This window comes from Belnapia mucosa (assembly GCF_016775475.1).
GTDB lineage: Bacteria > Pseudomonadota > Alphaproteobacteria > Acetobacterales > Acetobacteraceae > Belnapia > Belnapia mucosa.
On sequence record NZ_JAEUXJ010000003.1, the window covers coordinates 295,033 to 314,829 of the forward strand.

General features: G+C 71.7%; 21 protein-coding genes. 10 read left to right on the forward strand and 11 right to left on the reverse strand.

The features are described 5' to 3' along the window. A partial coding sequence (locus JMJ55_RS09505) for a beta strand repeat-containing protein (RefSeq protein ID WP_202825290.1) occupies positions 1-1,347 on the forward strand: 1,347 nt, incomplete at its 5' end. Here the strand turns inward: JMJ55_RS09505 and JMJ55_RS09510 are convergent. The 6 genes from JMJ55_RS09510 to JMJ55_RS09535 all read right to left on the reverse strand — a co-directional run bounded on the left by JMJ55_RS09510 (position 1,348) and on the right by JMJ55_RS09535 (position 5,682). After that, positions 1,348-2,265, reverse strand: coding sequence for an NAD(P)-dependent oxidoreductase (locus JMJ55_RS09510; RefSeq protein WP_202825291.1), 918 nt, complete (start codon positions 2,263-2,265; stop codon positions 1,348-1,350). 76 nt (positions 2,266-2,341) lie between these two features. Continuing rightward, positions 2,342-2,743 (reverse strand): EF-hand domain-containing protein, encoded by a 402-nt coding sequence (locus JMJ55_RS09515; protein WP_202825292.1) that lies wholly within the window; start codon positions 2,741-2,743, stop codon positions 2,342-2,344. A gap of 52 nt (positions 2,744-2,795) precedes the next feature. Further along, entirely contained in the window at positions 2,796-3,704 is a 909-nt protein-coding gene (locus tag JMJ55_RS09520; RefSeq protein ID WP_202825293.1) for an SAM-dependent methyltransferase, read from the reverse strand. Next, positions 3,701-4,069, reverse strand: a complete 369-nt coding sequence (locus tag JMJ55_RS09525; RefSeq protein WP_202825294.1) for a DUF423 domain-containing protein — start codon at positions 4,067-4,069, stop codon at positions 3,701-3,703. The genes JMJ55_RS09520 and JMJ55_RS09525 overlap by 4 nt, the downstream gene beginning before the upstream one ends. A gap of 10 nt (positions 4,070-4,079) precedes the next feature. Then, a complete protein-coding gene (gene nfi, locus JMJ55_RS09530) occupies positions 4,080-4,796 on the reverse strand; it encodes a deoxyribonuclease V (RefSeq protein WP_202825295.1) in 717 nt (238 codons plus the stop codon). A 19-nt stretch (positions 4,797-4,815) separates the two neighbouring features. Then, positions 4,816-5,682, reverse strand: a complete 867-nt coding sequence (locus tag JMJ55_RS09535) for a metal ABC transporter solute-binding protein, Zn/Mn family (protein WP_202825296.1) — start codon at positions 5,680-5,682, stop codon at positions 4,816-4,818. A 131-nt stretch (positions 5,683-5,813) separates the two neighbouring features. Between JMJ55_RS09535 and JMJ55_RS09540 the strand changes: the two genes are divergently transcribed. Genes JMJ55_RS09540 through JMJ55_RS09550 form a run of 3 tightly spaced genes read left to right on the forward strand, consistent with a single transcriptional unit; the run spans position 5,814 to position 10,081 of the window. Beyond that, the gene (locus JMJ55_RS09540; protein WP_202825297.1) at positions 5,814-6,788 is read left to right on the forward strand and encodes a S1C family serine protease; all 975 of its coding nucleotides are present in this window, start codon (positions 5,814-5,816) and stop codon (positions 6,786-6,788) included. Then, the gene (locus tag JMJ55_RS09545; protein WP_202825298.1) at positions 6,785-8,368 is read left to right on the forward strand and encodes a serine hydrolase domain-containing protein; all 1,584 of its coding nucleotides are present in this window, start codon (positions 6,785-6,787) and stop codon (positions 8,366-8,368) included. The genes JMJ55_RS09540 and JMJ55_RS09545 overlap by 4 nt, the downstream gene beginning before the upstream one ends. A gap of 30 nt (positions 8,369-8,398) precedes the next feature. Beyond that, positions 8,399-10,081, forward strand: coding sequence for a thiamine pyrophosphate-binding protein (locus JMJ55_RS09550; protein WP_202825299.1), 1,683 nt, complete (start codon positions 8,399-8,401; stop codon positions 10,079-10,081). Here JMJ55_RS09550 and JMJ55_RS09555 read toward each other — a convergent pair. Then, positions 10,054-11,094, reverse strand: coding sequence for an amidohydrolase family protein (locus JMJ55_RS09555; RefSeq protein WP_202825300.1), 1,041 nt, complete (start codon positions 11,092-11,094; stop codon positions 10,054-10,056). The two genes, JMJ55_RS09550 and JMJ55_RS09555, sit on opposite strands and share 28 nt — an antisense overlap. Positions 11,095-11,186: 92 nt before the next feature. Between JMJ55_RS09555 and JMJ55_RS09560 the strand changes: the two genes are divergently transcribed. Continuing rightward, positions 11,187-12,329, forward strand: a complete 1,143-nt coding sequence (locus JMJ55_RS09560) for a CaiB/BaiF CoA transferase family protein (RefSeq protein WP_202825301.1) — start codon at positions 11,187-11,189, stop codon at positions 12,327-12,329. Positions 12,330-12,371: 42 nt separating this feature from the next. Here the strand turns inward: JMJ55_RS09560 and JMJ55_RS09565 are convergent, their stop codons facing one another. Next, entirely contained in the window at positions 12,372-12,683 is a 312-nt protein-coding gene (locus JMJ55_RS09565; protein ID WP_202825302.1) for a putative quinol monooxygenase, read from the reverse strand. 67 nt (positions 12,684-12,750) lie between these two features. Next, entirely contained in the window at positions 12,751-13,719 is a 969-nt protein-coding gene (locus JMJ55_RS09570; RefSeq protein ID WP_202825303.1) for a Bug family tripartite tricarboxylate transporter substrate binding protein, read from the reverse strand. 86 nt (positions 13,720-13,805) lie between these two features. Here JMJ55_RS09570 and JMJ55_RS09575 point away from each other — a divergent pair, with 86 nt between their 5' ends. The 5 genes from JMJ55_RS09575 to JMJ55_RS09595 are packed head-to-tail and all read left to right on the forward strand — an operon-like array spanning position 13,806 to position 18,342. Next, on the forward strand, positions 13,806-14,336 hold the full coding sequence (locus tag JMJ55_RS09575; RefSeq protein ID WP_202825304.1) for a dTDP-4-dehydrorhamnose 3,5-epimerase family protein: 531 nt from the start codon (positions 13,806-13,808) through the stop codon (positions 14,334-14,336). After that, positions 14,326-15,249, forward strand: a complete 924-nt coding sequence (locus tag JMJ55_RS09580; protein WP_202825305.1) for an NAD-dependent epimerase/dehydratase family protein — start codon at positions 14,326-14,328, stop codon at positions 15,247-15,249. The genes JMJ55_RS09575 and JMJ55_RS09580 overlap by 11 nt, the downstream gene beginning before the upstream one ends. A gap of 41 nt (positions 15,250-15,290) precedes the next feature. Beyond that, the gene (gene rfbF, locus JMJ55_RS09585) at positions 15,291-16,067 is read left to right on the forward strand and encodes a glucose-1-phosphate cytidylyltransferase (RefSeq protein WP_456237070.1); all 777 of its coding nucleotides are present in this window, start codon (positions 15,291-15,293) and stop codon (positions 16,065-16,067) included. Next, positions 16,064-17,113, forward strand: coding sequence for a CDP-glucose 4,6-dehydratase (gene rfbG, locus JMJ55_RS09590; protein ID WP_328702597.1), 1,050 nt, complete (start codon positions 16,064-16,066; stop codon positions 17,111-17,113). Before rfbF ends, rfbG begins: the two co-directional genes overlap by 4 nt. Further along, entirely contained in the window at positions 17,110-18,342 is a 1,233-nt protein-coding gene (locus JMJ55_RS09595; protein ID WP_202825307.1) for a class I SAM-dependent methyltransferase, read from the forward strand. The genes rfbG and JMJ55_RS09595 overlap by 4 nt, the downstream gene beginning before the upstream one ends. Before the next feature lie 133 nt (positions 18,343-18,475). Here the strand turns inward: JMJ55_RS09595 and JMJ55_RS09600 are convergent, their stop codons facing one another. Further along, positions 18,476-18,964: a GNAT family N-acetyltransferase gene (locus tag JMJ55_RS09600; protein WP_202825308.1), complete on the reverse strand. Its 489-nt coding sequence runs from the start codon at positions 18,962-18,964 to the stop codon at positions 18,476-18,478. Between the two features lie 7 nt (positions 18,965-18,971). After that, the gene (locus JMJ55_RS09605) at positions 18,972-19,724 is read right to left on the reverse strand and encodes a sulfite exporter TauE/SafE family protein (protein WP_202825309.1); all 753 of its coding nucleotides are present in this window, start codon (positions 19,722-19,724) and stop codon (positions 18,972-18,974) included. Positions 19,725-19,797: the final 73 nt, after the last annotated feature.

The following is a 19,797-nucleotide window of genomic DNA, read 5'->3' on the forward strand; positions in this document are numbered from 1 at the left end:
TCCGGCACCGACAGCCTGGCCCTGGCCGGCGGCGCCAACACCCTCACCATCGCCAATGTCGAGACCATCACCGGCGGGACGGGGGCCGACATCGTCACCCTCGGCGCCGCCGTCTCGGGCGCCAGCATCGCCCTCGGCGCCGGGGCCGACAGCCTGACCCTGGCCAGCGGCGCCAACACCCTCACCCTCGGCGCCGATCTCGAGACCCTGATCGGCGGCTCCGGCGTCGACGCCATCACCTTCTCCGCCGCCGTCTCCGGCGTCGCCGTCCGCCTCGGCGCCGGCAGCGACAGCCTGGTGCTGGCCGATGGCGCCAACACCCTGACCCTCGCCGCGATCGAGAGCGTCACCGGCGGGACGGGCGCCGACACCGTCACCCTCGCCGAGGGCCAGACCAGCGGCAGCATCGACCTCGGCGCCGGCACCGACAGCCTCGCCCTGGCCAATGCCGCCAACACCCTCACCGTCAGCAATGCCGAGACCATCACCGGCGGCTCGGCCGCCGACAGCATCATCCTCGGCGCCGCCATCTCCGGCGCCGGCATCAGCCTCGGCGCCGGCCTCGACAGCCTGACCCTGGTCGGCAGCGCCAACACCATCACCGCCACCGGCGTCGAGACCATCACCGGCGGCACCGGCGCCGATGACGTCACCCTCGGTGCCGCCGTCTCGGGCGCCACCATCAACCTCGGCTCCGGCACCGACAGCCTGGCCCTGGCCGGCGGCGCCAACACCCTCACCATCGCCAATGTCGAGACCATCACCGGCGGCACAGGCGCCGACATCGTCACCCTCGGCGCCCCGATTTCAGGTGCCACGATCAACCTGGGTGCGGGGACCGATCGGCTGACGCTCGCCAATGGCGCCAACACCGTCACGGTGACGAATACCGAGGTCGTCAATGGCGGCACGGGCACGGATGCGATCACCGTCACCGGCAGCACCGCCACGCGCCTGAGCGGCGGCGAGGGCAATGATACCCTGGTCGGCGGCTCGGGTGGCGATCAGATCTCGGGCGGTGCGGGGGCGGACCAGCTCTCGGGCGGCAGCGGGGTGGACCGCTTCGTCTATGTGGCGGCGACGGAATCGCCGGTTGCCGGCGCCGACACCATCGCCGATTTCGACGCGACGGCCGATCTGCTGGTCTTCACCGGCCTGCTGACCGGCGCCTTCAGCTTCCTCGGCGCCGCGGCCCTGGGCGTCACCGGGGAAACCCAGGCGCGGTTCGACGACAGCACCAAGGTCCTGCTCATCGATCTCGGCGGCGACGGCAATGCTGATATGAAGATGGTGCTCACCGGCGTCTCGATCACGGATCTCGACGCCGGCGACTTCATCTGGCTGTAGCTACTTCCCCGTCGCCACGATGCGGCGGCAATGGTCGAGCGCCGCGCCAAGCAGGTTGTCGCTCGCCTCCGGCGTGCGGAAGGCGGCGTGGGAGGTGAGGGTGACATTGGCCAGCCGGGTGAAGGGATGCCCGGCCGGCAGCGGCTCCTGCGTGAAGACATCGAGGGCGGCGTGGCCGATATGCCCCGCCTCCAGCGCCGAGGCCAGGGCCAGCTCATCCACGACCGCGCCGCGGGCGGTGTTCACCAGGATCGACCCGGGCTTCATCTTCGCCAGGCGCTCGCGCGACAGGAAGCCGCGCGTCTCGTCATTCAGCAGCAGGTGCAGCGAGACCACGTCGCTCTCGGCCAGCAGCCGGTCGAGCTCCACGAACTCCACCCCCGGCATCGCCTTGGGCGAGCGGTTCCAGGCGAGCACCTTCATGCCGATCCCGGTGCAGAGCCGCGCCATCTCGGCGCCGATGCCGCCCAGCCCGATTAGCCCGATCGTCTTCCCGGTGAGTTGCATGCCCACCACCCGCGGCCAGCCGCCGGCGCGGATGGCGCCATCCATATGCGCGGTCTGCCGCGCGGCATCCCACATCAGGGCGAAGGCCATCTCCGCCACCGCGGTGTCGCCATAGCCCTTGATGATATGAACGGTGACGCCGAGCGCCTCCAGCTCCTCCGGATTCATGTAGCTGCGGGCGCCGGTGCCGAGGAAGACGATGTGCTTCAGGCCGGGGCACTGCTTCACGATCTCGGTCGGGAATTGGGTATGGTCGTCGATGGCGATCTCATAGCCGGCCAGCAGCCGCGGCAGGTCGGCGGCCTTGATATCCGGGTCGCGGTGGATCGCCACCTCCGGATCGCCCGGGCGCATGAGCCGCTCGGTCACCTCCGCGAGCGACGGGTTGGCATCGACGAACAAGGCGCGCATGGCGGTCTTCCCCCGGCAGGTTCACCGCGCATCGTAACGCCGGCCGCCGGGAGGTCCAGTCGCGGGCCGCGCCGCGTCAGGCAGCGGCTGTTCGTCCGCCATAGGCCTGCAGCATCCGCGCCATCACCGCCTCGATGCCGCCCGCGACCTGGCTGCCCTCCTGCGCGCCGAGCAGCGTCGCCATGCCCTCCGGCGCCACCGGGACCCGGCTGCCAAGGCGGTGTGGCCGCGCCTTCGCCATCTCGGCCTGGCTCAGCCTGCCGTCGGCATCGGAATCGAGTGCCTTGAAGGCGGCATCCGCTGCCCGCGCGCCGGCAGACTCTGCCGTCGCCCCCGCATGCGCCGGCCTGGCGAGGGCCTTGAACTCATCAAGGGAGAGGCTGCCATCGCCATCCTTGTCGGCGCGGCTGAACAGCCTCTCCCGCATCTGCTGCACCAGGGCGGCGTTGCCGGCGCTGCCCGATGTCGAGACCTGCATATCCCTGACCTCCGTTGTGGCGGGAGGAGGTAGAGCATCCGCCATGCCAGGCTCAGCCCAGGCGAAGGAACATCAGCTCATGCTTGTTGTGCGCGCCGTGGAAGACCTGGGCGCCGGGAATTGCGGCGAACTCCGCCGCCGCCTCATGGTCGGTTTCGCCCTGGAATTTGATGGTGCAGCAGAAATTCCGCGCCCGCCCCGCCTCCAGCCAGCGCCGCACCAGGGCCAGCAGCCGGTGCGGGTAGCAAATGACATCGCTGAACAGCCAATCGACCGGCGGATGGTGGCGGGGATCGAGGCCGAAGGCACTCTCCTGCCGCACCGCCACATTCGGCAGGGCGGCCACCGCCGGATCGAGTGCCGCCTTGTCCACCGCCGTCACCTGCGCGCCGAGCTGCGCCAGCGCCCAGGTCCAGCCCCCCGGCGCGGCGCCAAGGTCGAGGCAGGTCTCGCCCGGTTGCGGCCAGCGCCCGGCCCGGGTCAGCGCCTCCCAGAGCTTCAGATAGGCGCGGCTCGGCGGCCCCTCCCGGTCCTCGACGAATTGCACCGCGCCGTTGACGAAAGGGCTGGTCTTGGTCGGGCTCAGCAGCAGCCGGTCCGGCGCCAGCAGGGTCCAGGCGCCGAGATGGGCGGTGGGCGCGGGTTCGGGAAACAGCAGCGGCCGGGCCTTCACCGGCGGCAGGCGTTCGGCGATCAGCGCCGCGCGGCGATGCTGGCCATGGGCATAGAGCGCCCAGTTGCGCTGGATGGCCCGCAGCGCATCGGCCGCCGCCTTCACCGAGGGGGCCGGCACCTCCTGCGGCGCCGTCCAGGTCTCCAGCGCCCAGGCGGCCGGCACCGGCGGCTCTGGCGAGAGGGCAAGGCGGCCATGCCAGGCGGCGATGCCGGCACCGGCGCGGCGCAGCTCCTCGGCCAGCTCCGCCTCGAATCCCTCATCGGCGAGATAGGCGGCGCCGATCACCGGCGGATCAGGGCCGAAAGGCCGAGCAGCGCCCAGGCGGCCATGAGCGTGATGCCGCCCGTCGGCGCCACCGGGCCGAGCGAGGTACCGCCGATCGCCAGCGCATAGACCCCGCCGCAAAACAGGATCAGCCCGAGCGCGAAGCCGGCGCCGGCCAGATGCACCAGCATCCCGCCGCGCCGCTCCGCCCAGAGCCCCGCCGCCAGCAGGGCCAGGGCATGCCAGCCCTGCATCTGGATGCCATTCGCCAGCATGGCGAGCCGCGCCGGATCGAGCCGGGCCGGCGCGCCATGCGCAGCCCAGGCCGCGAGGCCGACAGCGGTGAGCCCGGCGAGGGCGCCGAGGGCAAGCCAGAGACGATGCATGCTCGGGGCCTTACTCCACCGCCTCCGGCTTGGCGACCCCATGGGCCCGGCGCGCCGCATTGGCCGCCAGATGCGCTTGCCGCGTCGGCTCCGGCAGCCGGTAGCCGGTGCCGCAGCGCAGCACCCATTCCACCGCCGTCGCCGGCGAGACCCGGTGGCCGGGCGAGATATAGAGCGGGTTGGAGCGCCGCCGGGTCCGCAGCACGGAGGCGAGCGTCCGGCCCTTCCAGACCAGCGGCACCGCCGCCCCCGGCTCCTCGCCCAGCTCACCCTCCGGCCGGCCGACCAGCGGCGATTTGGCGACGCCGATGCTCGGCACATCCAGCACCACCCCGAGATGCGAGGCGATGCCGAGCCCGCGCGGATGGGCGACGCCATGCCCATCCACCAGCACCAGGTCGGGATGCTCGGCCAGCTTCGCCCAGGCCTCCAGCAGCGCCGGCACCTCGCGGAAGCCGAGGAAGCCGGGGATATAGGGCATGGTCGCCCGGCGCACCGCGCTGGCGCTCGCCACCACGTCGAGCCCCGGCCAGGACAGCACCACCACGGCGGCGAAGACCAGGTTCTCGGGGTCGAAGCGGGTATTGCTGATATCGACGCCGCCGATCAGCCGCACCGGGCCAAGCGCATCCTCCGTCACCACCCGGGCGGCGAGCGCCACCTGCGCGGCGCGGGCGGTGGCGAGATCGGGCGGGTCGATCCAGTCGGGCGGCAGGGGCTCGGGCATGCAGGGGAAGCGCCCAGGATCAGGGGGCGGTTGCGCCCAGCATGGCCGGGACCAGCAGGCCGAGATTGTGCCGCATCATCGCCTCGTAGCTCGGCGCCGGCCCATCGGGTGGGGAGAGGGTATCGGCATAGAGCCGCCCGCGCACCACGACCCCGGCCTCGCGCGCCAGCCGTTCCATCACCGCCTGGCTGCCCAGGCCCTCGATGAAGACGGCCGAGACCCGTTCGGTGCGGATCTGCTGGATCAGCGCCGCCACCGCGGCGGCCGAGGGCTGCGACTCCGGCGACATGCCCTGAGGCGCCAGCACCCGCACCCCGTAGCGAGTGGCGAAATAGCCGAAGGCGTCGTGGCTGCTGACGAAGACCCGGCGTTCCGGCGGCACCCGGGCGATCTCCGCCTCGACCCAGGCATCGAGGGCGGCGAGGCGGGCCTCATAAGCCGCGGCGGCGACCGCCCCCGCCGGGAGGATGCCGCCGAGGCCGCGCGCGATGCCGGCGGCATAGGCGCGGGCCAGCCGAACATCCTGCCAGGCATGCGGATCGGCCCTGCGCGCCGCCACACCCTCCGTCGCCGTGACCACCGGGCCGGCATAGCGGGTGCTGCGGAGCAGCCGGTCCAGCCAGGGCTCGAAGCCGAGGCCGTTGCGGACCACCAGCCGGGCGCCGGCGATGGCCGCCGCCTCCGAGGGGCGGGGCTGGAAGTGATGCGCATCCGCCTCCGGCCCGGCCAGCACCCGGAGCGTCACCGCATCCCCCGCCAATTGCTGCACCATGTCCCCGAGGATGGAAAAGGAGGCGACGACGATCGGCTTGGCCTCGGCGCGAAGGCGTCCGGCGAGCAGCAGGGCGGGGGTGGCGAGCAGGGCACGGCGGGGGGCAAGGAGCATTGTTATAATATAACACCGACAGGCGCCGCCGTCATCCATTCGTCGCCAGATGCATCTGCCGCGTTGGCGAAGCCAGTCTTCCGGCCGATATTGGGGGAGACGACGACCCCACGGCGGAACGGAAACTGTGCATGGCATCCAGCGAATGGGAGATCCCGCCGGAACTCCAACCCGACCCGACCGACCACGAATTCGACATGGATGCGGTGCTGCGGTCGGTGGTGGCGGTGAAGGCGCTGGTGCCGCCGGATGCCTTCACCGCCCAGACCCTCGGCACGGAACGGGCGGGCAGCGGCGTGGTGATCCGGCCGGACGGGCTGATCGCCACCATCGGCTATCTGGTGACCGAGGCGGAGGATATCTGGCTGACGACGCATGATGGCCGAGTCGTCCCCGGCCATGCCCTGGCCTATGATTTCGAGACCGGCTTCGGGCTGATCCAGGCGCTCGGCAAGCTCAACCTGCCGGCCCTGCCGATCGAATCCGGCCCGGCACCCAAGCCGGGCGATGTGGCGGTGCTGGCCAGCGCCGGGGGGCGGAAGCATGCGCTCCGCTGCACCATCGCCGCCCGGCAGGAATTCGCCGGCCACTGGGAATACATGCTGGAGGAGGCGCTGTTCACCGCCCCCGCCCATCCCTCCTGGGGCGGAGCCGGGCTGATCGGCGGCGACGGCAAGCTGATGGGCATCGGCTCCCTCGTCATGCAGCAGCAGGACGGCAAGGGGCGGCGCGTCGATCTCAACATGGTGGTGCCGGCCAGCCTGCTGCCGCCGATCCTGGACGACCTGCTGAATTACGGCCGCCCCAACCATCCGGCGCGGCCCTGGCTCGGCCTCTATGCCGGGGAGGATGAGGAGGGCGTGCTGGTCTCCTCCATGGCACGCAACGGGCCGGCGCAGCGGGCCGGGCTGCAGGAGGGCGACCGGATCCTCGCCGTCGGCGGCACCCGCATCTCCGACCTCGCCGGCCTCTGGCGCGCGGTCTGGGCCTGCGGCGATGCCGGGACGCGCATCCCGCTGACTATCAAGGGAGAAGCCGGGCAGCGGGAGGTATCGCTCGCCTCCATCGACCGACGCTCCTTCCTCAAGGCCCCGAGGCTCCATTGAGCGCGGAGCTCGACGCGCTGGCGCTGCGCCGGCATGCCCGCCGCCTGCTGGCCGGCTGGGACCGGCCCGGCTCGCCAGGTGCTGCGCTCGGCCTGGTGCGCGACGGCGCGCTGGCGCTGCACGAAAGCGCGGGCTTCGCCAGCATCGAACTCGGCGTGCCGATCGAGCCGGAGACCTGCTTCCGCGTCGCCTCGGTCAGCAAGCAATTCACCTGCGCCGCCATCCTGCTGCTGGCCGCCGAGGGCCGGCTCTCGGTCGCGGATGCTATCCATGACCACCTGCCGGAACTGCCCGATTTCGGCGCCCGCATCAGCATCGACCAGCTGATGCACAATGTCTCCGGCATGCGCGACATGCTGGAGCTGATGCGGCTCGGCGGCGCCGACCTGTCGCAGCCCTGGAAGACCGAGGATCTGCTGGAGGCCATCGGCCGGCAGCGGAGCCTGAACTTCGCCCCCGGCACGCGCTTCCGCTATTCGAACAGCGGCTTCCTGCTGCTCGGCCGGATCGTCGAGGTGGTGAGCGGCGAGTCCCTTGGCGATTTCCTCGCCCGCCGCATCTTCACCCCGCTCGGGATGACCCGCACGCGCCATACGCCGAGCGTGACGGAGATCGTGCCGGGCCTCGCCACCGGCTACCTGCCGCAGGGCGAGGGTTTCGTGCGCGCGCTGCACGGCTTCCCGCTCGGCGGCGAGGGCGGGCTCGTTTCCTGCGTCGAGGATCTGGCCCTCTGGGACCGGAATTTCGATGCGGGCCTCGTCCCCGGCATCGCCGAGGCGCTGGTGGAGCCGCTGGCCTTCGCCAATGGCCGGCCGAACACCTATGCGCGGGGGCTGGAGGTCACGACCTATCGCGGCCTCCGCACCGTGGACCATGGCGGGCTCTGGCCCGGCTTCAAGACCTGCTTCCTGCGCGTGCCGGAGCGGGGGATGACGGTGATCGCCATCGCCAATCATGGCGGGATCGACACCCATGCGCTGGCCCATCGCCTGCTGGATGCGGCGCTGGAGGGCACGCCCGGCTTCCATCCCGTGCCGCCCATGCCGGCGCTGAGCGGGTTGTTCGGCCGCTGGGTCGAGCCGGAGAGCGGCGCCACGGTGGAATTCGCGCCCGGCCCGGTGGCGACGCAGCATGGGGTGCCCTTCCCCCTCGCCCCGTCCGAGGATGGCCGCCTGGTCGCCCGCCGCGGCGTCTTCCCCTTCGCCGCCAGCCTGCCCGAGGGCGACAGCCTCATCCTCGAGACCGATGCCGGCACGCGGACCCGCTTCCGCCGTGCGCCGGAGACGGCCAGCCTGCCCGAGGGACTGGAAGGCACCTGGCACTGCGAGGAATTGGGCGCCGCCTGGACCTTCGCCCCGGATGGGGATGAGATGGCGGTGCGGGTGCGCGGCCCGCTGACCGTCGCCGGCCCCTGGCCGCTGGTCCCGATCGCGGGCGACGCCTTCCGCATCCGCACTCCCGGCACGCTCTTCCAGGGCTGGCTGGATGCGAAGGCGGAGCGTGATGCGGAGGGCGGCATCGCCGCCCTCTTGGTGAATGGCGCGCGGGCGAGCAGGCTGCGCTTCACACGAGAACACTAGACGCCCGATCACGGGGGAGGAGACAACAAGATGGCCGACAGTGCCTATAACGTTGGTGACCTGGTCGCCGAATTCCTCGCCCGTATCGGCGTCACCACCTGCTTCGGCATCGTCTCCGTCCACAACATCCCGATGCTGGACGCGATCGGCCGGCGCAACGCCATCCGCTATGTCATGGCGCGGGGCGAGATGGGCGGCGCGCATATGGCGGATGCCTATGCCCGGGTCTCCGGCCATCTCGGCGTGATCTTCTCCTCGACCGGACCGGGCGCCGCCAATGCCGTCCCCGGCCTGGCCGAGGCGATGTTCGGCGGATCGCCGGTGCTGCACATCACCGGCCAGACGGCCACCAAGTATCTCGACCGCGACATGGGCACGGTGCACGACCTGCCCGGCCAGACGGCGATGCTGGGCGCGGTGTCGAAATCCGCCTTCCGCATCCGCTCGGCGGGGGAGGCGCTCGGCGTGCTGACCCGTGCGGCGACGCTGGCCCTGACCCCGCCCATGGGGCCGGTCAGCCTGGAGATCCCGATCGACATCCAGCGCACCGCCATCGCCCGGCCGGCCGAGCTGGACCGGCTGGTCCTGCCCATCCCGCCCGCCCTGCCGCCCGACCCGGCGGCCCTCGATGAGGCGGCGGCGATCCTCTCCCGCGCCCGGCGGCCGATGCTCTGGCTCGGCAATGGCGCCAAGGCGGCGGGGCCGCAGGCGATGCGGCTGATGGCGCTCGGCTTCGGCGCCGTCTCCTCCTGGAACGGGCGGGGGATCGTGCCGGAGGATCATCCGATGACCCTCGGCGGGATGCATGGCAACGGCTCCCCGCTCGTGCAGGAATTCTACGGCACGGTCGATGCCATGCTGGTGGTCGGCAGCCGGCTGCGCGGGCATGAGACGATGGACTTCTCGCTCAAGCTGCCGAAGACGCTGATCCAGGCGGATGTCGATCCGCGCGCCAATGGCCGCACCTATCCGAATGCCTGCTTCGTCAGCGGCGATGCCGGTCTGGTCATGGCCGGGCTGGCGGAGCGGCTGGAAGGGCGGATGCAGGCCGATCCGGCCTTCGCCGAGGATTTCGCCACGCTGCGCCGCCGCGCCACCGAGGCCTATCGGGAGACGCTCGGCCCCTATGCCGATTTCCCGGCCACGCTGCGCGCCGCCCTGCCGCGCGATGCGCTCTTCGTGCGCGACGTGACGCTCAGCAACTCCTCCTGGGGCAACCGCATCTTCCCCGTGTTCGGCCCGCGCGATGCGGTGCATCCGGTCAGCGCCGCCATCGGCCCGGGCCTGCCGCTCGGCATCGGCGCGGCCATGGCGGGAAGCGGGAGGAAGGCCATCGCCATGGTCGGCGATGGCGGTTTCGCGGTGAACCAGACCGAGCTCTGGACTGCGGCGCAGGAAGGCGCGGAGCTGATTGTCATGGTGATGAACGACCGCGGCTATGGGGTCATCAAGCACATCCAGGGCGCCCTGCAGGAAGGGCGGATGTTCTTCGGCGACCTGAAGGGGCCGGACTTCCTCCAGCTCGCGGCGCTGGCCGGGATGCCGGCCAGCCGCGTCGCCTCGGCGGCGGAGCTGGGCCAGGCGGTGGCGCAGGCTGCCGCCCGTCCAGGCCCGACGCTGATCGAGGTGGACATGACGGCGATCGGCGCCTTCCCGCCCTATGCGCCCTATAATGGCATGGGCATCTACGCGGCCGGCAGCTCCAGCCGGTAGAACCGCGCCGCCGTGCCGCTGAACAGCGCCTGCCGCTCCTCGGCCGAGGCTCCCTCGGCCAGGCGCTTGCAGGCGTTCCAGAACACGCCGTAGCTGTAGCTGCCCTTATCCACCGGGAAGTTGCTCTCGAACATGCAGCGCCCGGCGCCGAAGGCCTCGATCGCGGTGTGCATATAGGGCTTCCAGGCTGCGGCCAGCGCCTTGGAGCCGGGCGGCTCCGCCGCCGTGTCGAAGCCGAAGCCGTTGATGCGCATCCCGAGCCCGCCGAGCTTCACGGAGACATTCGGGCAGCCCGCCAGCTCCGTCATCGCTGCCTGCCAGTGCGGGAAGATCGCCTCCCGCTGCCCGGCATAGGTACCGATGCCGAGCGGCCCGCCGAGATGGTTCAGCACGATCGGCGTCTCCGGGAAAGCGCGGGCCAGCGCCGTCAGCTCCGGGATCTGCGGATGGTAGAGCCAGGCCTCGAAGGAGAGGCCGAGCGGCGCCAGCTGGGCGAAGCCCGCGCGGAATTCGGGCAGGTCCAGCATCCCCTGCGGCGGCGAATAGGCGGGGTTCATCACCGCCGGCTCGGCATCCCAGGCGGCGATATGGCGGATGCCGCGGAAGCGGCCGTTGCCGGCCCGGATATGCGCCTCCAGCACCTCCCGCACCGCGGCGCCGAGCATCAGGTCGGCATGGCTGACGATACCGGCGCAGGCGCGGATCGGGCCGTAGAGGCCGCTGGCGCACATGGCGGCGACGCCATTGGCGAATTCCGTCTCGCCGATCGGCCGCATCGCCTCCGGCCCCTCGGCCCGGTGCATGGCGCGGCACTGGATGAAGACCGTCGCCAGGATGCGGTGGCCCTGTTCGGTATCGGCCAGCAGCTCCGGCAGCAGGTAGCGCCAGCCCGGCCGGTCCCAGAGGTGATGGTGCGGATCGATGATCGGCAGTTCGGGGTCGAGCGCCGGCTCGGCATGGCGGGCCAGCCAATCCTCCCGCACCGGTGCGTAATGGGCATTCGCTTGGGCCATCGCCTGTTCCCTCCCAGGGGTGTTTGCTGGGCAGGATACCCCTCGCCCGCCGCCCCGCCTATGCTTGGTCCCCTGTTCAGGGAGGAACCAGCATGGGCTTGCCGCTGGAAGGCGTTCGGGTGATCGAGGTGGGGCAGGCGCTGGCCGGGCCGCTGGCCGGGGTGGTGCTGGCCGATCTCGGCGCCGATGTCATCAAGATCGAGAAGCCGGATGGCGGCGACGATGCCCGGCTCTGGGGCCCTCCCTTCGGGCCGGATGGCGAGACCTCGCTCTATTTCCACAGTCAGAACCGCAACAAGCGCAGCGTGGTGCTGGACCTGAAGAACCCGGCCGATATCGAGGCGCTGCACGCGCTCTGCGAAACCGGCGACATCCTGATCCAGAATCTCCGCCCCGGCGTGGTGGAGGAGATCGGCATCGGGCCGGAGGCGATGCTCGCGCGGCATCCGCGCCTCGTCTACTGCTCGATCTGGGCCTTCGGCTATCAGGGGCCGATGCGGCTGCGGCCGGGCTTCGACCCGCTGCTGCAGGCCTTCGGCGGCATGATGAGCGTCACCGGCCGGCCGCAGGACCCGCCGACCTTCTGCGGCGCCTCGATCAACGACAAGGCGACGGGGCTGTTCTGCGCGATCGGCGCCCTGGCCGGCCTGCGCCAGCGCGACCAGACCGGGCAGGGCTGCCTGATCGACACCTCGCTGCTCGAGACCGCCGCCTTCTGGGTCGAGGGGCAGATCAACCAGCACCTGGCGACCGGCGATGTGCCGACCCGCCACGGCACCGGCGCCGCGGTCATCGTGCCCTACCAGGTCTTCGAGACCGCCGACCGCCCGCTCTGCCTCGCCGCCGGCAATGACCGGCTCTTTGCCCGCGCGGCGAAGGTCCTCGGCCATCCGGAATGGGCCGAGGATCCGCGCTTCTCGCGGGGATCCCAGCGCGTGCGCAACAAGGCCGCGCTGCTGCCGATGATCGCCGAGGCGCTGCGCGGCAATACCCGCGACCATTGGATCGCGGCGCTGGAGGCGGTGGGCGTGCCCTGCGCCCCGGTGAACGATATCGGCGAGGTGGTGGCGAGCGAGCAATTCGCTGCCGTGGACATGGTGCAGACCCTGCCCGAGAGCGGCGTGAAGGTGCTCGGCCTGCCGATCAATATCGACCGCGCCCGCCCCTGGTCCCCGCGTCGCGCGCCCAATCTCGGCGAGCATACGGAGGAGGTGCTGGGCGCGCTCAAGCGCTGAGCCGTGTCGCCTTCCGCGGCCTAGCCGCGGAAGGCTGGCGGATCAGGCGGCCGGCGTCAGCACATGGATGACGCGGCTGGCCAGCATCTCCTTGGTCTTTGCCGCATACTCCTTCATATGCGGCGCCGCGCCATGCGCCTTCAGCGCATCCAGGCTTTCCCACTTCTCGATCACGCAGAAGCTGTCCGGGCCGAGCGGGGTCTGGATGGCGCCCATGCCCTCGGCATCGATGGCCGGGCCGTATTCGATGCAGCCCTGCTCGGCATGGACGGCCGGCATATTGGCGCGGAAGGCGGCCAGCACTTGGTCCCGCATGCCGGGCTTGGCGGTGATGATGGCAAGGACATGGATCATGGCAGGACGTTTCCCCTTGGTGGCCGGGACAGGCTAGGCGAGCCCTCCCCGGCCGCCAAGCCGGGCCCTAATTCTGCGGCACGTCGAGCTTGCTGAGGATCGGCCGCCACCGCTCCGTCTCGGCGGCCATGAAGCGGGCGAATTCCTCGGCCGTGCTGCCCTTCGGGAATTGCCCGTCACTGGCCAGCCGCTCGCGGATCTTCGCGTCCTGCAAGGCCTTCACCGCCGCAGCGTTCAACCGCTCCAGCGCCGCCGGCGGCGTGCGCGCGGGCGCAAGCAGGCCGAACCAGCTTTCCGCCGCCAGACCGGGGGCGTTTTCGGCGAAGATCGGCACCTCCGGCGTCGAGGCGACGCGCTGCGACCCGGTCCAGCCGAGGATGCGCCCCTGCCCGTTCCGGTAGACCGGCAGCGCCGTGCTGCCGGCGACCACCAGCAGGTCGAGATTGCCGGCCAGGAAGTCGTTGAGCTGCGCCGCATCGCCTCGATAGGTCACGTCCTGCATCTCCAGGCCGAGCCGGTCGAGCACCATCAGCATCGCCATATTGGTCAGGGTCGTCGGCCCGTTGGTGCCATAGGTGATGCGCCCCGGCCGCGCCTTGGCCGCCGCCACGAGTGCTGCGATATCGGCGGGCCCATCCTTCCGCGCAATGACCGCGAAGGGGAAGGTTGAGGCCAGCGTGATCGGCGCGAAATCCTCCGGCTTGTAGGCGAGACGGCGGTAGATCAGCGGATTGATGGTCAGCGTCGTGCCCGCCGCCATCAGCACGGTATGCCCGTCCGGCTCGGCGCGGGCGACGTATTCGGCGCCGATGATGGTGTTGCCGCCGGGCCGGTTCTCCACCTGCACCGGTTTGCCGAGCACCTCCGTCATCCGTTCCGCCACCAGCCGGGTCAGCACATCGGTGCTGCCGCCGGGGGCGAAGGGCACCACGATGGTGACGGGGCGGGCGGGGAAGGCGGTCTGGGCAAGGGCGGGCGCCGCCAGCAGCGTGGCGCCCAGCGCGCCGGTGAGCCGGCGGCGGGTGATCCTGGACATCTGGTTTCTCCCGGTCTGTGGGTGCCGTGTCGCGCAGCGCGGCGGAATCGGCAAGACTGCGCCCGGGGGCAGCGGGGCTGGGGAGCATGCGGATCACCGCGACGGATATCGCAGGCGTGATGCGGATCGAGGGCGAGCCGGTGCGGGACGAGCGCGGCAGCTTCGCCCGGACCTGGTGCCGCGACAGCTTCGCCGCCGCCGGCATCGCCTTTCAGCCGAGCCAGGCGAGCCTGTCGGACAATCTCCGCCGCCACACCCTGCGCGGGATGCATTTCCAGGTGGCCCCCTCGGCCGAGGCCAAGCTGGTGCGCTGCCTGCGCGGCGCCGTCTTCGACGTGGCGCTCGACCTCCGCCCTGGCTCGCCCACCCGCCTCCGCTGGGTGGCGGAGCGGCTGGCGCCGGAGGCGCATAACGCGCTCTTCATCCCGGCCGGCTGCGCCCATGGCTTCCTGACGCTGACCGAGGATGCGCTGGTCGAATACCTGATCGACGCCCCCTATGACGCAGCGGCAGCACGCGGGGTGCGCTGGGACGACCCGGCCTTCGGCATCGCCTGGCCCGCCGAGCCGGCGGTGATCTCGGCCCGCGACCGCGACTGGCCCGACCATGCCGGCTGAGCCGCGCCGCATCCTCGTCACCGGGGCCTCGGGGGTGGTCGGGCGGCAGGTGCTGGCGCCGCTGCTGGCCCGCGGCTTCGCGGTCCATGCCGCCGCGACCCGGCCAGGGCCGCCGATGCCGGGCGTCACCTGGCATGCGGCCGACCTGCTGACCGAGGCGGACCGGCTGGCCCTGCTGCGCGCCGCGCGGCCGGAGACCGTGCTGCATGCCGCCTGGTATGTCGCCCATGGCCGCTTCTGGACCGCGCCCGAGAACGCGCTGTGGGAGGCCGCCACCCTCGCCCTGCTGGCGGCGCACCGGGCGATGGGCGGTCGCCGCTTCATCGGCCTCGGCACCTGCGCCGAATATGCCGCCACCGCCCCGGGCGGCGAGGCCCCCTGGCCGGAAAGCCGCCCGATCGCGCCCGGAACTCCCTATGGCACCGCCAAGGCCCGCACGGCGGAGGCGGTGCTGGCCGCCACGGCGCCGGGCTATTCGACCGCCTGGGCCCGGCTCTTCCTCCTCTTCGGCCCGGGGGAACCGCCGGGGCGCCTCGTGCCCTCGGTCTTTGCCGCCCTGCTCGCCGGGCGGCCTGCGGACTGCGCCTCGGGTCGCCCGGTGCGGGATGTTGCCAGCACCTGGTTCCTCGGCGAGGCGCTGGCCGCGCTGGCGGCGAGCCCCGTCACCGGCGCGGTGAATGTCGCGGCCGGCGAGGGATTGCCGCTGGCGGAGTTGGTCGGGCGGATCGGCGCGCTGGTCGGCCGGCCGGAGTTGATCCGCCTCGGCGCCCTGCCCGACCGGCCGGGCGAGGTGCCCGTCATGGTCGCCGATACCGGGCGGCTACGGCGGGACGTCGGCTTCACGACCCCGGCCGATCTGGACGGCGACCTGGCCCGGCTGCTCGCGATGATGCAAGTCCGCACGCCGATGTGATAAGCAAGGCGCAGTCACGGAACAGGTGCGCGCCCTTGGTCATGCCCGGAATGAAAGCGGTGATCCTGGCCGGCGGCCTCGGCACCCGGTTGTCCGAGGAAACGGAGCTCCGCCCGAAGCCGATGGTCGAGATCGGCGGCCGGCCGATTCTCTGGCACATCATGAAGATCTTCGGTGAGCAGGGCGTCCGGGACTTCGTGATCTGCCTCGGCTACAAGGGCTATATGGTGAAGGAATACTTCATCAACTATCGCCGCCATGTCTCCGACATCACCGTGGACCTCGCCTCCGGCAGCGTCGAGACGCATCGCTCCGGCGCCGAGGACTGGCGCATCTCCCTGATCGAAACCGGCGACGGGACCATGACCGGCGGCCGGTTGAAGCGGGTCGGCCGCTATCTCGGCGAGGACGACTTCTTCATGACCTATGGCGACGGCCTCGCCGATATCGACCTCGCCGCGCTGCATGCCGCCCATCGGGCCGCCGGGCGGCTGGCGACCGTCACCGCCGTCCGCCCTTCCGGCCGCTTCGGCGCGCTGGAGCTGGAGGCCGACCGCGTCGCCGCCTTCCGGGAGAAGCCGGCCGGCGATGGGGGCACCATCAATGGCGGCTTCTTCCTGCTTTCGCCCCGCGTGCTCGACCTGATCGAGGGCGACGATACCACCTGGGAGGCGGAGCCGATGGAGCGCCTGGCCCGCGACGGGCAACTCACCGCCTACCAGCATCGCGGCTTCTGGCAGCCGATGGACACGCTGCGCGACCGGCGGCAGCTCGAAGCCCTCTGGGCCGGCGGGCAGGCGCCCTGGAAGCGGTGGTGAACCCCGAATTCTGGGCCGGGCGGCGGGTGCTGCTGACCGGCCATACCGGCTTCAAGGGCGCCTGGCTGGCGCTCTGGCTGGCCCGGCTCGGCGCCCGGGTGCATGGCCTCGCCCTGCCGCCCGAGACGCAGCCCAATCTCTTCGCAGAGGCACTGGGCCCGACCGATATCGAGAGCCATATCGCCGATCTGCGCGACCCGGCCGCGGTGGCGCGGGTGGTGGAGGCAGCAGCGCCCGAGGTGGTGCTGCATCTCGCGGCCCAGCCCCTGGTTCGTCGCTCCCATGCCGAGCCGGTCGAGACCTTCGCCACCAATGTGATGGGCACGGCGCATCTGCTGCAGGCGCTGCGGCCCCTGACCGGGCTGCGGGCCGTCGTCATCGTCACCAGCGACAAGGCCTATCTGAACCGCGAATGGGTCTGGCCCTACCGCGAGGAGGAGGCGCTGGGCGGCAAGGATCCCTACAGCGCCTCCAAGGCCTGCACCGAGATCCTGGCCGGCGCCTGGCGGCAGTCCTTCTTCGGCGGCGGAGTGGTGGCGACGGCGCGGGCCGGCAATGTCATCGGCGGCGGCGACTGGGCGGCGGACCGGCTGCTGCCCGACCTGGTCCGCGCCATCCGCGCCGGCCGGCCGCTGGAGCTGCGCAACCCCGACGCGACGCGCCCCTGGCAGCATGTGCTGGAACCCCTTGCCGGCTACCTCATGCTGGCCGAGCGGCTGGCCGCGGGCGGCTGCGCCGAGGCCTGGAATTTCGGCCCCGAGGAGGCCGAGGCCCTGCCCGTCTCGGCGGTTGCGGCCGAGGCCGCCGCGGCCTGGGGCGGCGGGGTCAAGATCCGCCTCGCCGCCGAGCGCGGCCCGGCCGAGGCGATGCAGCTCCGCGTCGATTCCTCGAAGGCGCGCGCCAGGCTCGGCTGGCGGCCGCGCCTCCCGACCGCGGAGGCGATCGCCTGGACCATGCGCTGGTATGCCCGCCATGCCGCGGGCGAGCCGGCGCGGGCCCTCGCCCTCGAACAGATCGACGCCTATGCGGAGAAGGCCCGCGCATGACCGCCCCCACCTGCCGTGCCTGCACCGCGCCGCTGACGCGCAGCCTGGTCGATCTCGGCCTCTCGCCACTGTCCAATTCCTATGTCCCGCCGGAACGGGCGCGGATGGGCGAGATGTTCCTGCCGCTGCATGCCCTGGTCTGCGATGCCTGCCACCTGGTGCAGCTCGAAGCCTATGCGGCGCCGGAGGCGATCTTCTCCGACTACGCCTATTTCTCCTCCTTCTCCTCCAGCTGGCTGCGCCATGCCGAGGCCTATGCGGCGGCGATGGCGGCGCGCTTCCACCTCGGTGCGCATTCGCGCGTGGTGGAGGTCGCCAGCAATGACGGCTACCTGCTGCGATATTTCGCCCGCGCCGGCATCCCCGTGCTGGGCGTGGAGCCGGCGGCGAATGTGGCCGAGGTGGCGCTGGCCCGCGGCGTGCCGACCGAGATCGCCTTCTTCGGTCGCGACACCGCAGCGCGGCTGCTGGCGGAGGGCGGCGCCGCCGATCTGATGGCGGCGAACAACGTGCTTGCCCATGTGCCGGACCTGCACGACTTCCTCGGCGGCTTCGCCATCCTGCTGGCGGCGGAGGGCGTCGTCACCTTCGAATTCCCGCATCTGCTGCGGCTGCTCGCGGAGTGCCAGTTCGACACGATCTATCACGAGCATTTCTCCTACCTCTCCCTTGGCACCGTTACCGGCCTGCTGCGCCGGCACGGGCTGCGCGCCTTCGATGTCGAGGAATTGCCGACCCATGGCGGCTCGCTCCGCGTCTTCGCCTGCCGCGAAGGGGCAGCGCAGGCCGAGGCGCCGGCGGTGGCGCGGGTGCTGGCGGAGGAGCGCGCGGCTGGCCTCACCGAGCCGCGCGGCTATGCGGGCTTCGCCGAGCAGGTGGCGCGGATCAAATGCGACGCGCTCGACTTCCTGATCGCCGAGCGTCGCGCCGGGCGCACCGTCTGCGGCTATGGCGCCGCGGCCAAGGGCAACACCTTCCTGAACTACTGCGGCATCGGGCCGGAGCTGGTCCGGACGGTGGCCGACCGCAACCCGGCCAAGCAGGGCACGCTGCTGCCCGGCAGCCGCATCCCCGTCCTCTCGCCCGAGGCAGTGCTGGCGATGCGGCCGGATGTGCTGCTGATCCTGCCCTGGAACCTGACCGCCGAGATCACCGCCGAGATGGCCGCGATCCGCGCCTGGGGCGGCCGCTTCGCCACCGCGATCCCCCGCCTGCGGGTGATCGATTAAGGCCCGCTAGACAAGGCCGATCGGGTCGGTCCGACGGGTCTTTTCCGCCCTGGGCGCGTCGGCCGGCTTGCCAATGCAACCAGCATCGGCCGCGCCGTCCTCCTTCCCAGGCCTAAAAATCCCTCGCCGGCCCTCAACCGCCGGCCCTGTCTAGCGGGCCCCCGGCGCTGAGGTCGAGTGTCATGAAGATGCTGTTCGGGTCCGACCGGTAGTCGCCGAAGGGCCCGCAAGGGACGAAGCCGTGCCGGGCATAGAGCGCGACCGCCGGCTGGAAATACGCCCAGGACCCGGTCTCGAGGCTCAACCGCCGCAGCCCCTCGGCCCGCGCCGTGGCGACGATATGGCGCAGCAGCGCGCCGCCGATGCCGCCACGGCGCTGCTGCTCCGCCGTATGCATCGACTTCACCTCGCCCTCCTCGGCCGAAAGCCGCCGCAACGCGCAGACGCCCAGCAGCGCCTCCCCTTCCCAGGCGGCCCAGAGCCGGATATCGGGCGCCCGCAACCCGGAGAGGTCGAGGGCATGGGCGCTGCCCTCGCCGGTATGGGCGCGGGCGGTGCGGAGATGGGTCTCGAGCAGCGCGACCACGCGCGAGTCATCGAGATCGGCGAGGGTGATCTGCATGGGCGGATCATGACCCATAGGCGCGGCGGAAGAACACCACCGTCATCGCCGCGCTGAAGGCGATGACGAAGCCGCGCAGCCAGGGCTGGGGCAGCCGCCGGGCGAGGCTGGCGCCGGCATAGCCGCCGATGACCGCTGCCACCAGCATGGTCAGCGTCTCCGGCCAGCGCACCGGTCCGGCGAGGCCGAAGCAGACCACGGCCACCGCATTGGCGGCGCTGACCAGGATGGTGCGCGCCGCGCTCATCGACCGGATGTCGGTCTCGCCCAGCAGGCTCCAGACCGCCATCATCATGATCCCGACGCCGCCGCCGAAATAGCCGGCATAGACCGCGAGCGGAATCTGCGCCCAGAGCACCGCCCCCGGCCCGATCCGCACCCGCCGCCTGAGCGCCGCGCCAAGCTGCCGCCCGAAGGCGAAGGCCAGGGTGCCGGTCAGCAGCAGCCAGGGCAGCAGCACGTCGAAAGCATGCTGCGGCGTGACCAGCAGCAGCACCGCGCCGGCCAGCCCCCCGCCCAGGCTGATCGCCACCAGCCAGCGCATCGGCATGCCCGGGAAGGCCTGGAAATCCCGCCGCCAGGCCCAGGCGCTGGCGATCGTCCCCGGCAGCAGGGCGACGGTCGAGGAGGCATTGGCCGCGACCGAGGGCAGGCCGGCGAAGACCAGGGCCGGGATCGAGACGAAGGACCCGCCGCCGGCCGCGGCATTTATGCCGCCGGCGAGCAGCCCGGCAAGGAAGACGATGACAAGGTGTTCCATCCCCTCCCAGCCTGCGCCGGTCCGCGGCCTCGCGCCACCCTGGGCGGCCCGCCCGCAGCATGCGATGGAAGGC

Coding starts and splice junctions, on each gene's coding strand:
- JMJ55_RS09510 (WP_202825291.1), bottom strand. CDS start 2,265: ATGCGCGCCTTGTTCGTCGATGCCAACCCGTCGCTCGCGGAGGTGACC.
- JMJ55_RS09515 (WP_202825292.1), bottom strand. CDS start 2,743: ATGCAGGTCTCGACATCGGGCAGCGCCGGCAACGCCGCCCTGGTGCAG.
- JMJ55_RS09525 (WP_202825294.1), bottom strand. CDS start 4,069: ATGCATCGTCTCTGGCTTGCCCTCGGCGCCCTCGCCGGGCTCACCGCT.
- nfi (WP_202825295.1), bottom strand. CDS start 4,796: ATGCCCGAGCCCCTGCCGCCCGACTGGATCGACCCGCCCGATCTCGCC.
- JMJ55_RS09535 (WP_202825296.1), bottom strand. CDS start 5,682: ATGCTCCTTGCCCCCCGCCGTGCCCTGCTCGCCACCCCCGCCCTGCTG.
- JMJ55_RS09540 (WP_202825297.1), top strand. CDS start 5,814: ATGGCATCCAGCGAATGGGAGATCCCGCCGGAACTCCAACCCGACCCG.
- JMJ55_RS09550 (WP_202825299.1), top strand. CDS start 8,399: ATGGCCGACAGTGCCTATAACGTTGGTGACCTGGTCGCCGAATTCCTC.
- JMJ55_RS09555 (WP_202825300.1), bottom strand. CDS start 11,094: ATGGCCCAAGCGAATGCCCATTACGCACCGGTGCGGGAGGATTGGCTG.
- JMJ55_RS09560 (WP_202825301.1), top strand. CDS start 11,187: ATGGGCTTGCCGCTGGAAGGCGTTCGGGTGATCGAGGTGGGGCAGGCG.
- JMJ55_RS09565 (WP_202825302.1), bottom strand. CDS start 12,683: ATGATCCATGTCCTTGCCATCATCACCGCCAAGCCCGGCATGCGGGAC.
- JMJ55_RS09570 (WP_202825303.1), bottom strand. CDS start 13,719: ATGTCCAGGATCACCCGCCGCCGGCTCACCGGCGCGCTGGGCGCCACG.
- JMJ55_RS09575 (WP_202825304.1), top strand. CDS start 13,806: ATGCGGATCACCGCGACGGATATCGCAGGCGTGATGCGGATCGAGGGC.
- JMJ55_RS09580 (WP_202825305.1), top strand. CDS start 14,326: ATGCCGGCTGAGCCGCGCCGCATCCTCGTCACCGGGGCCTCGGGGGTG.
- rfbF (WP_456237070.1), top strand. CDS start 15,291: ATGCCCGGAATGAAAGCGGTGATCCTGGCCGGCGGCCTCGGCACCCGG.
- JMJ55_RS09595 (WP_202825307.1), top strand. CDS start 17,110: ATGACCGCCCCCACCTGCCGTGCCTGCACCGCGCCGCTGACGCGCAGC.
- JMJ55_RS09600 (WP_202825308.1), bottom strand. CDS start 18,964: ATGCAGATCACCCTCGCCGATCTCGATGACTCGCGCGTGGTCGCGCTG.
- JMJ55_RS09605 (WP_202825309.1), bottom strand. CDS start 19,724: ATGGAACACCTTGTCATCGTCTTCCTTGCCGGGCTGCTCGCCGGCGGC.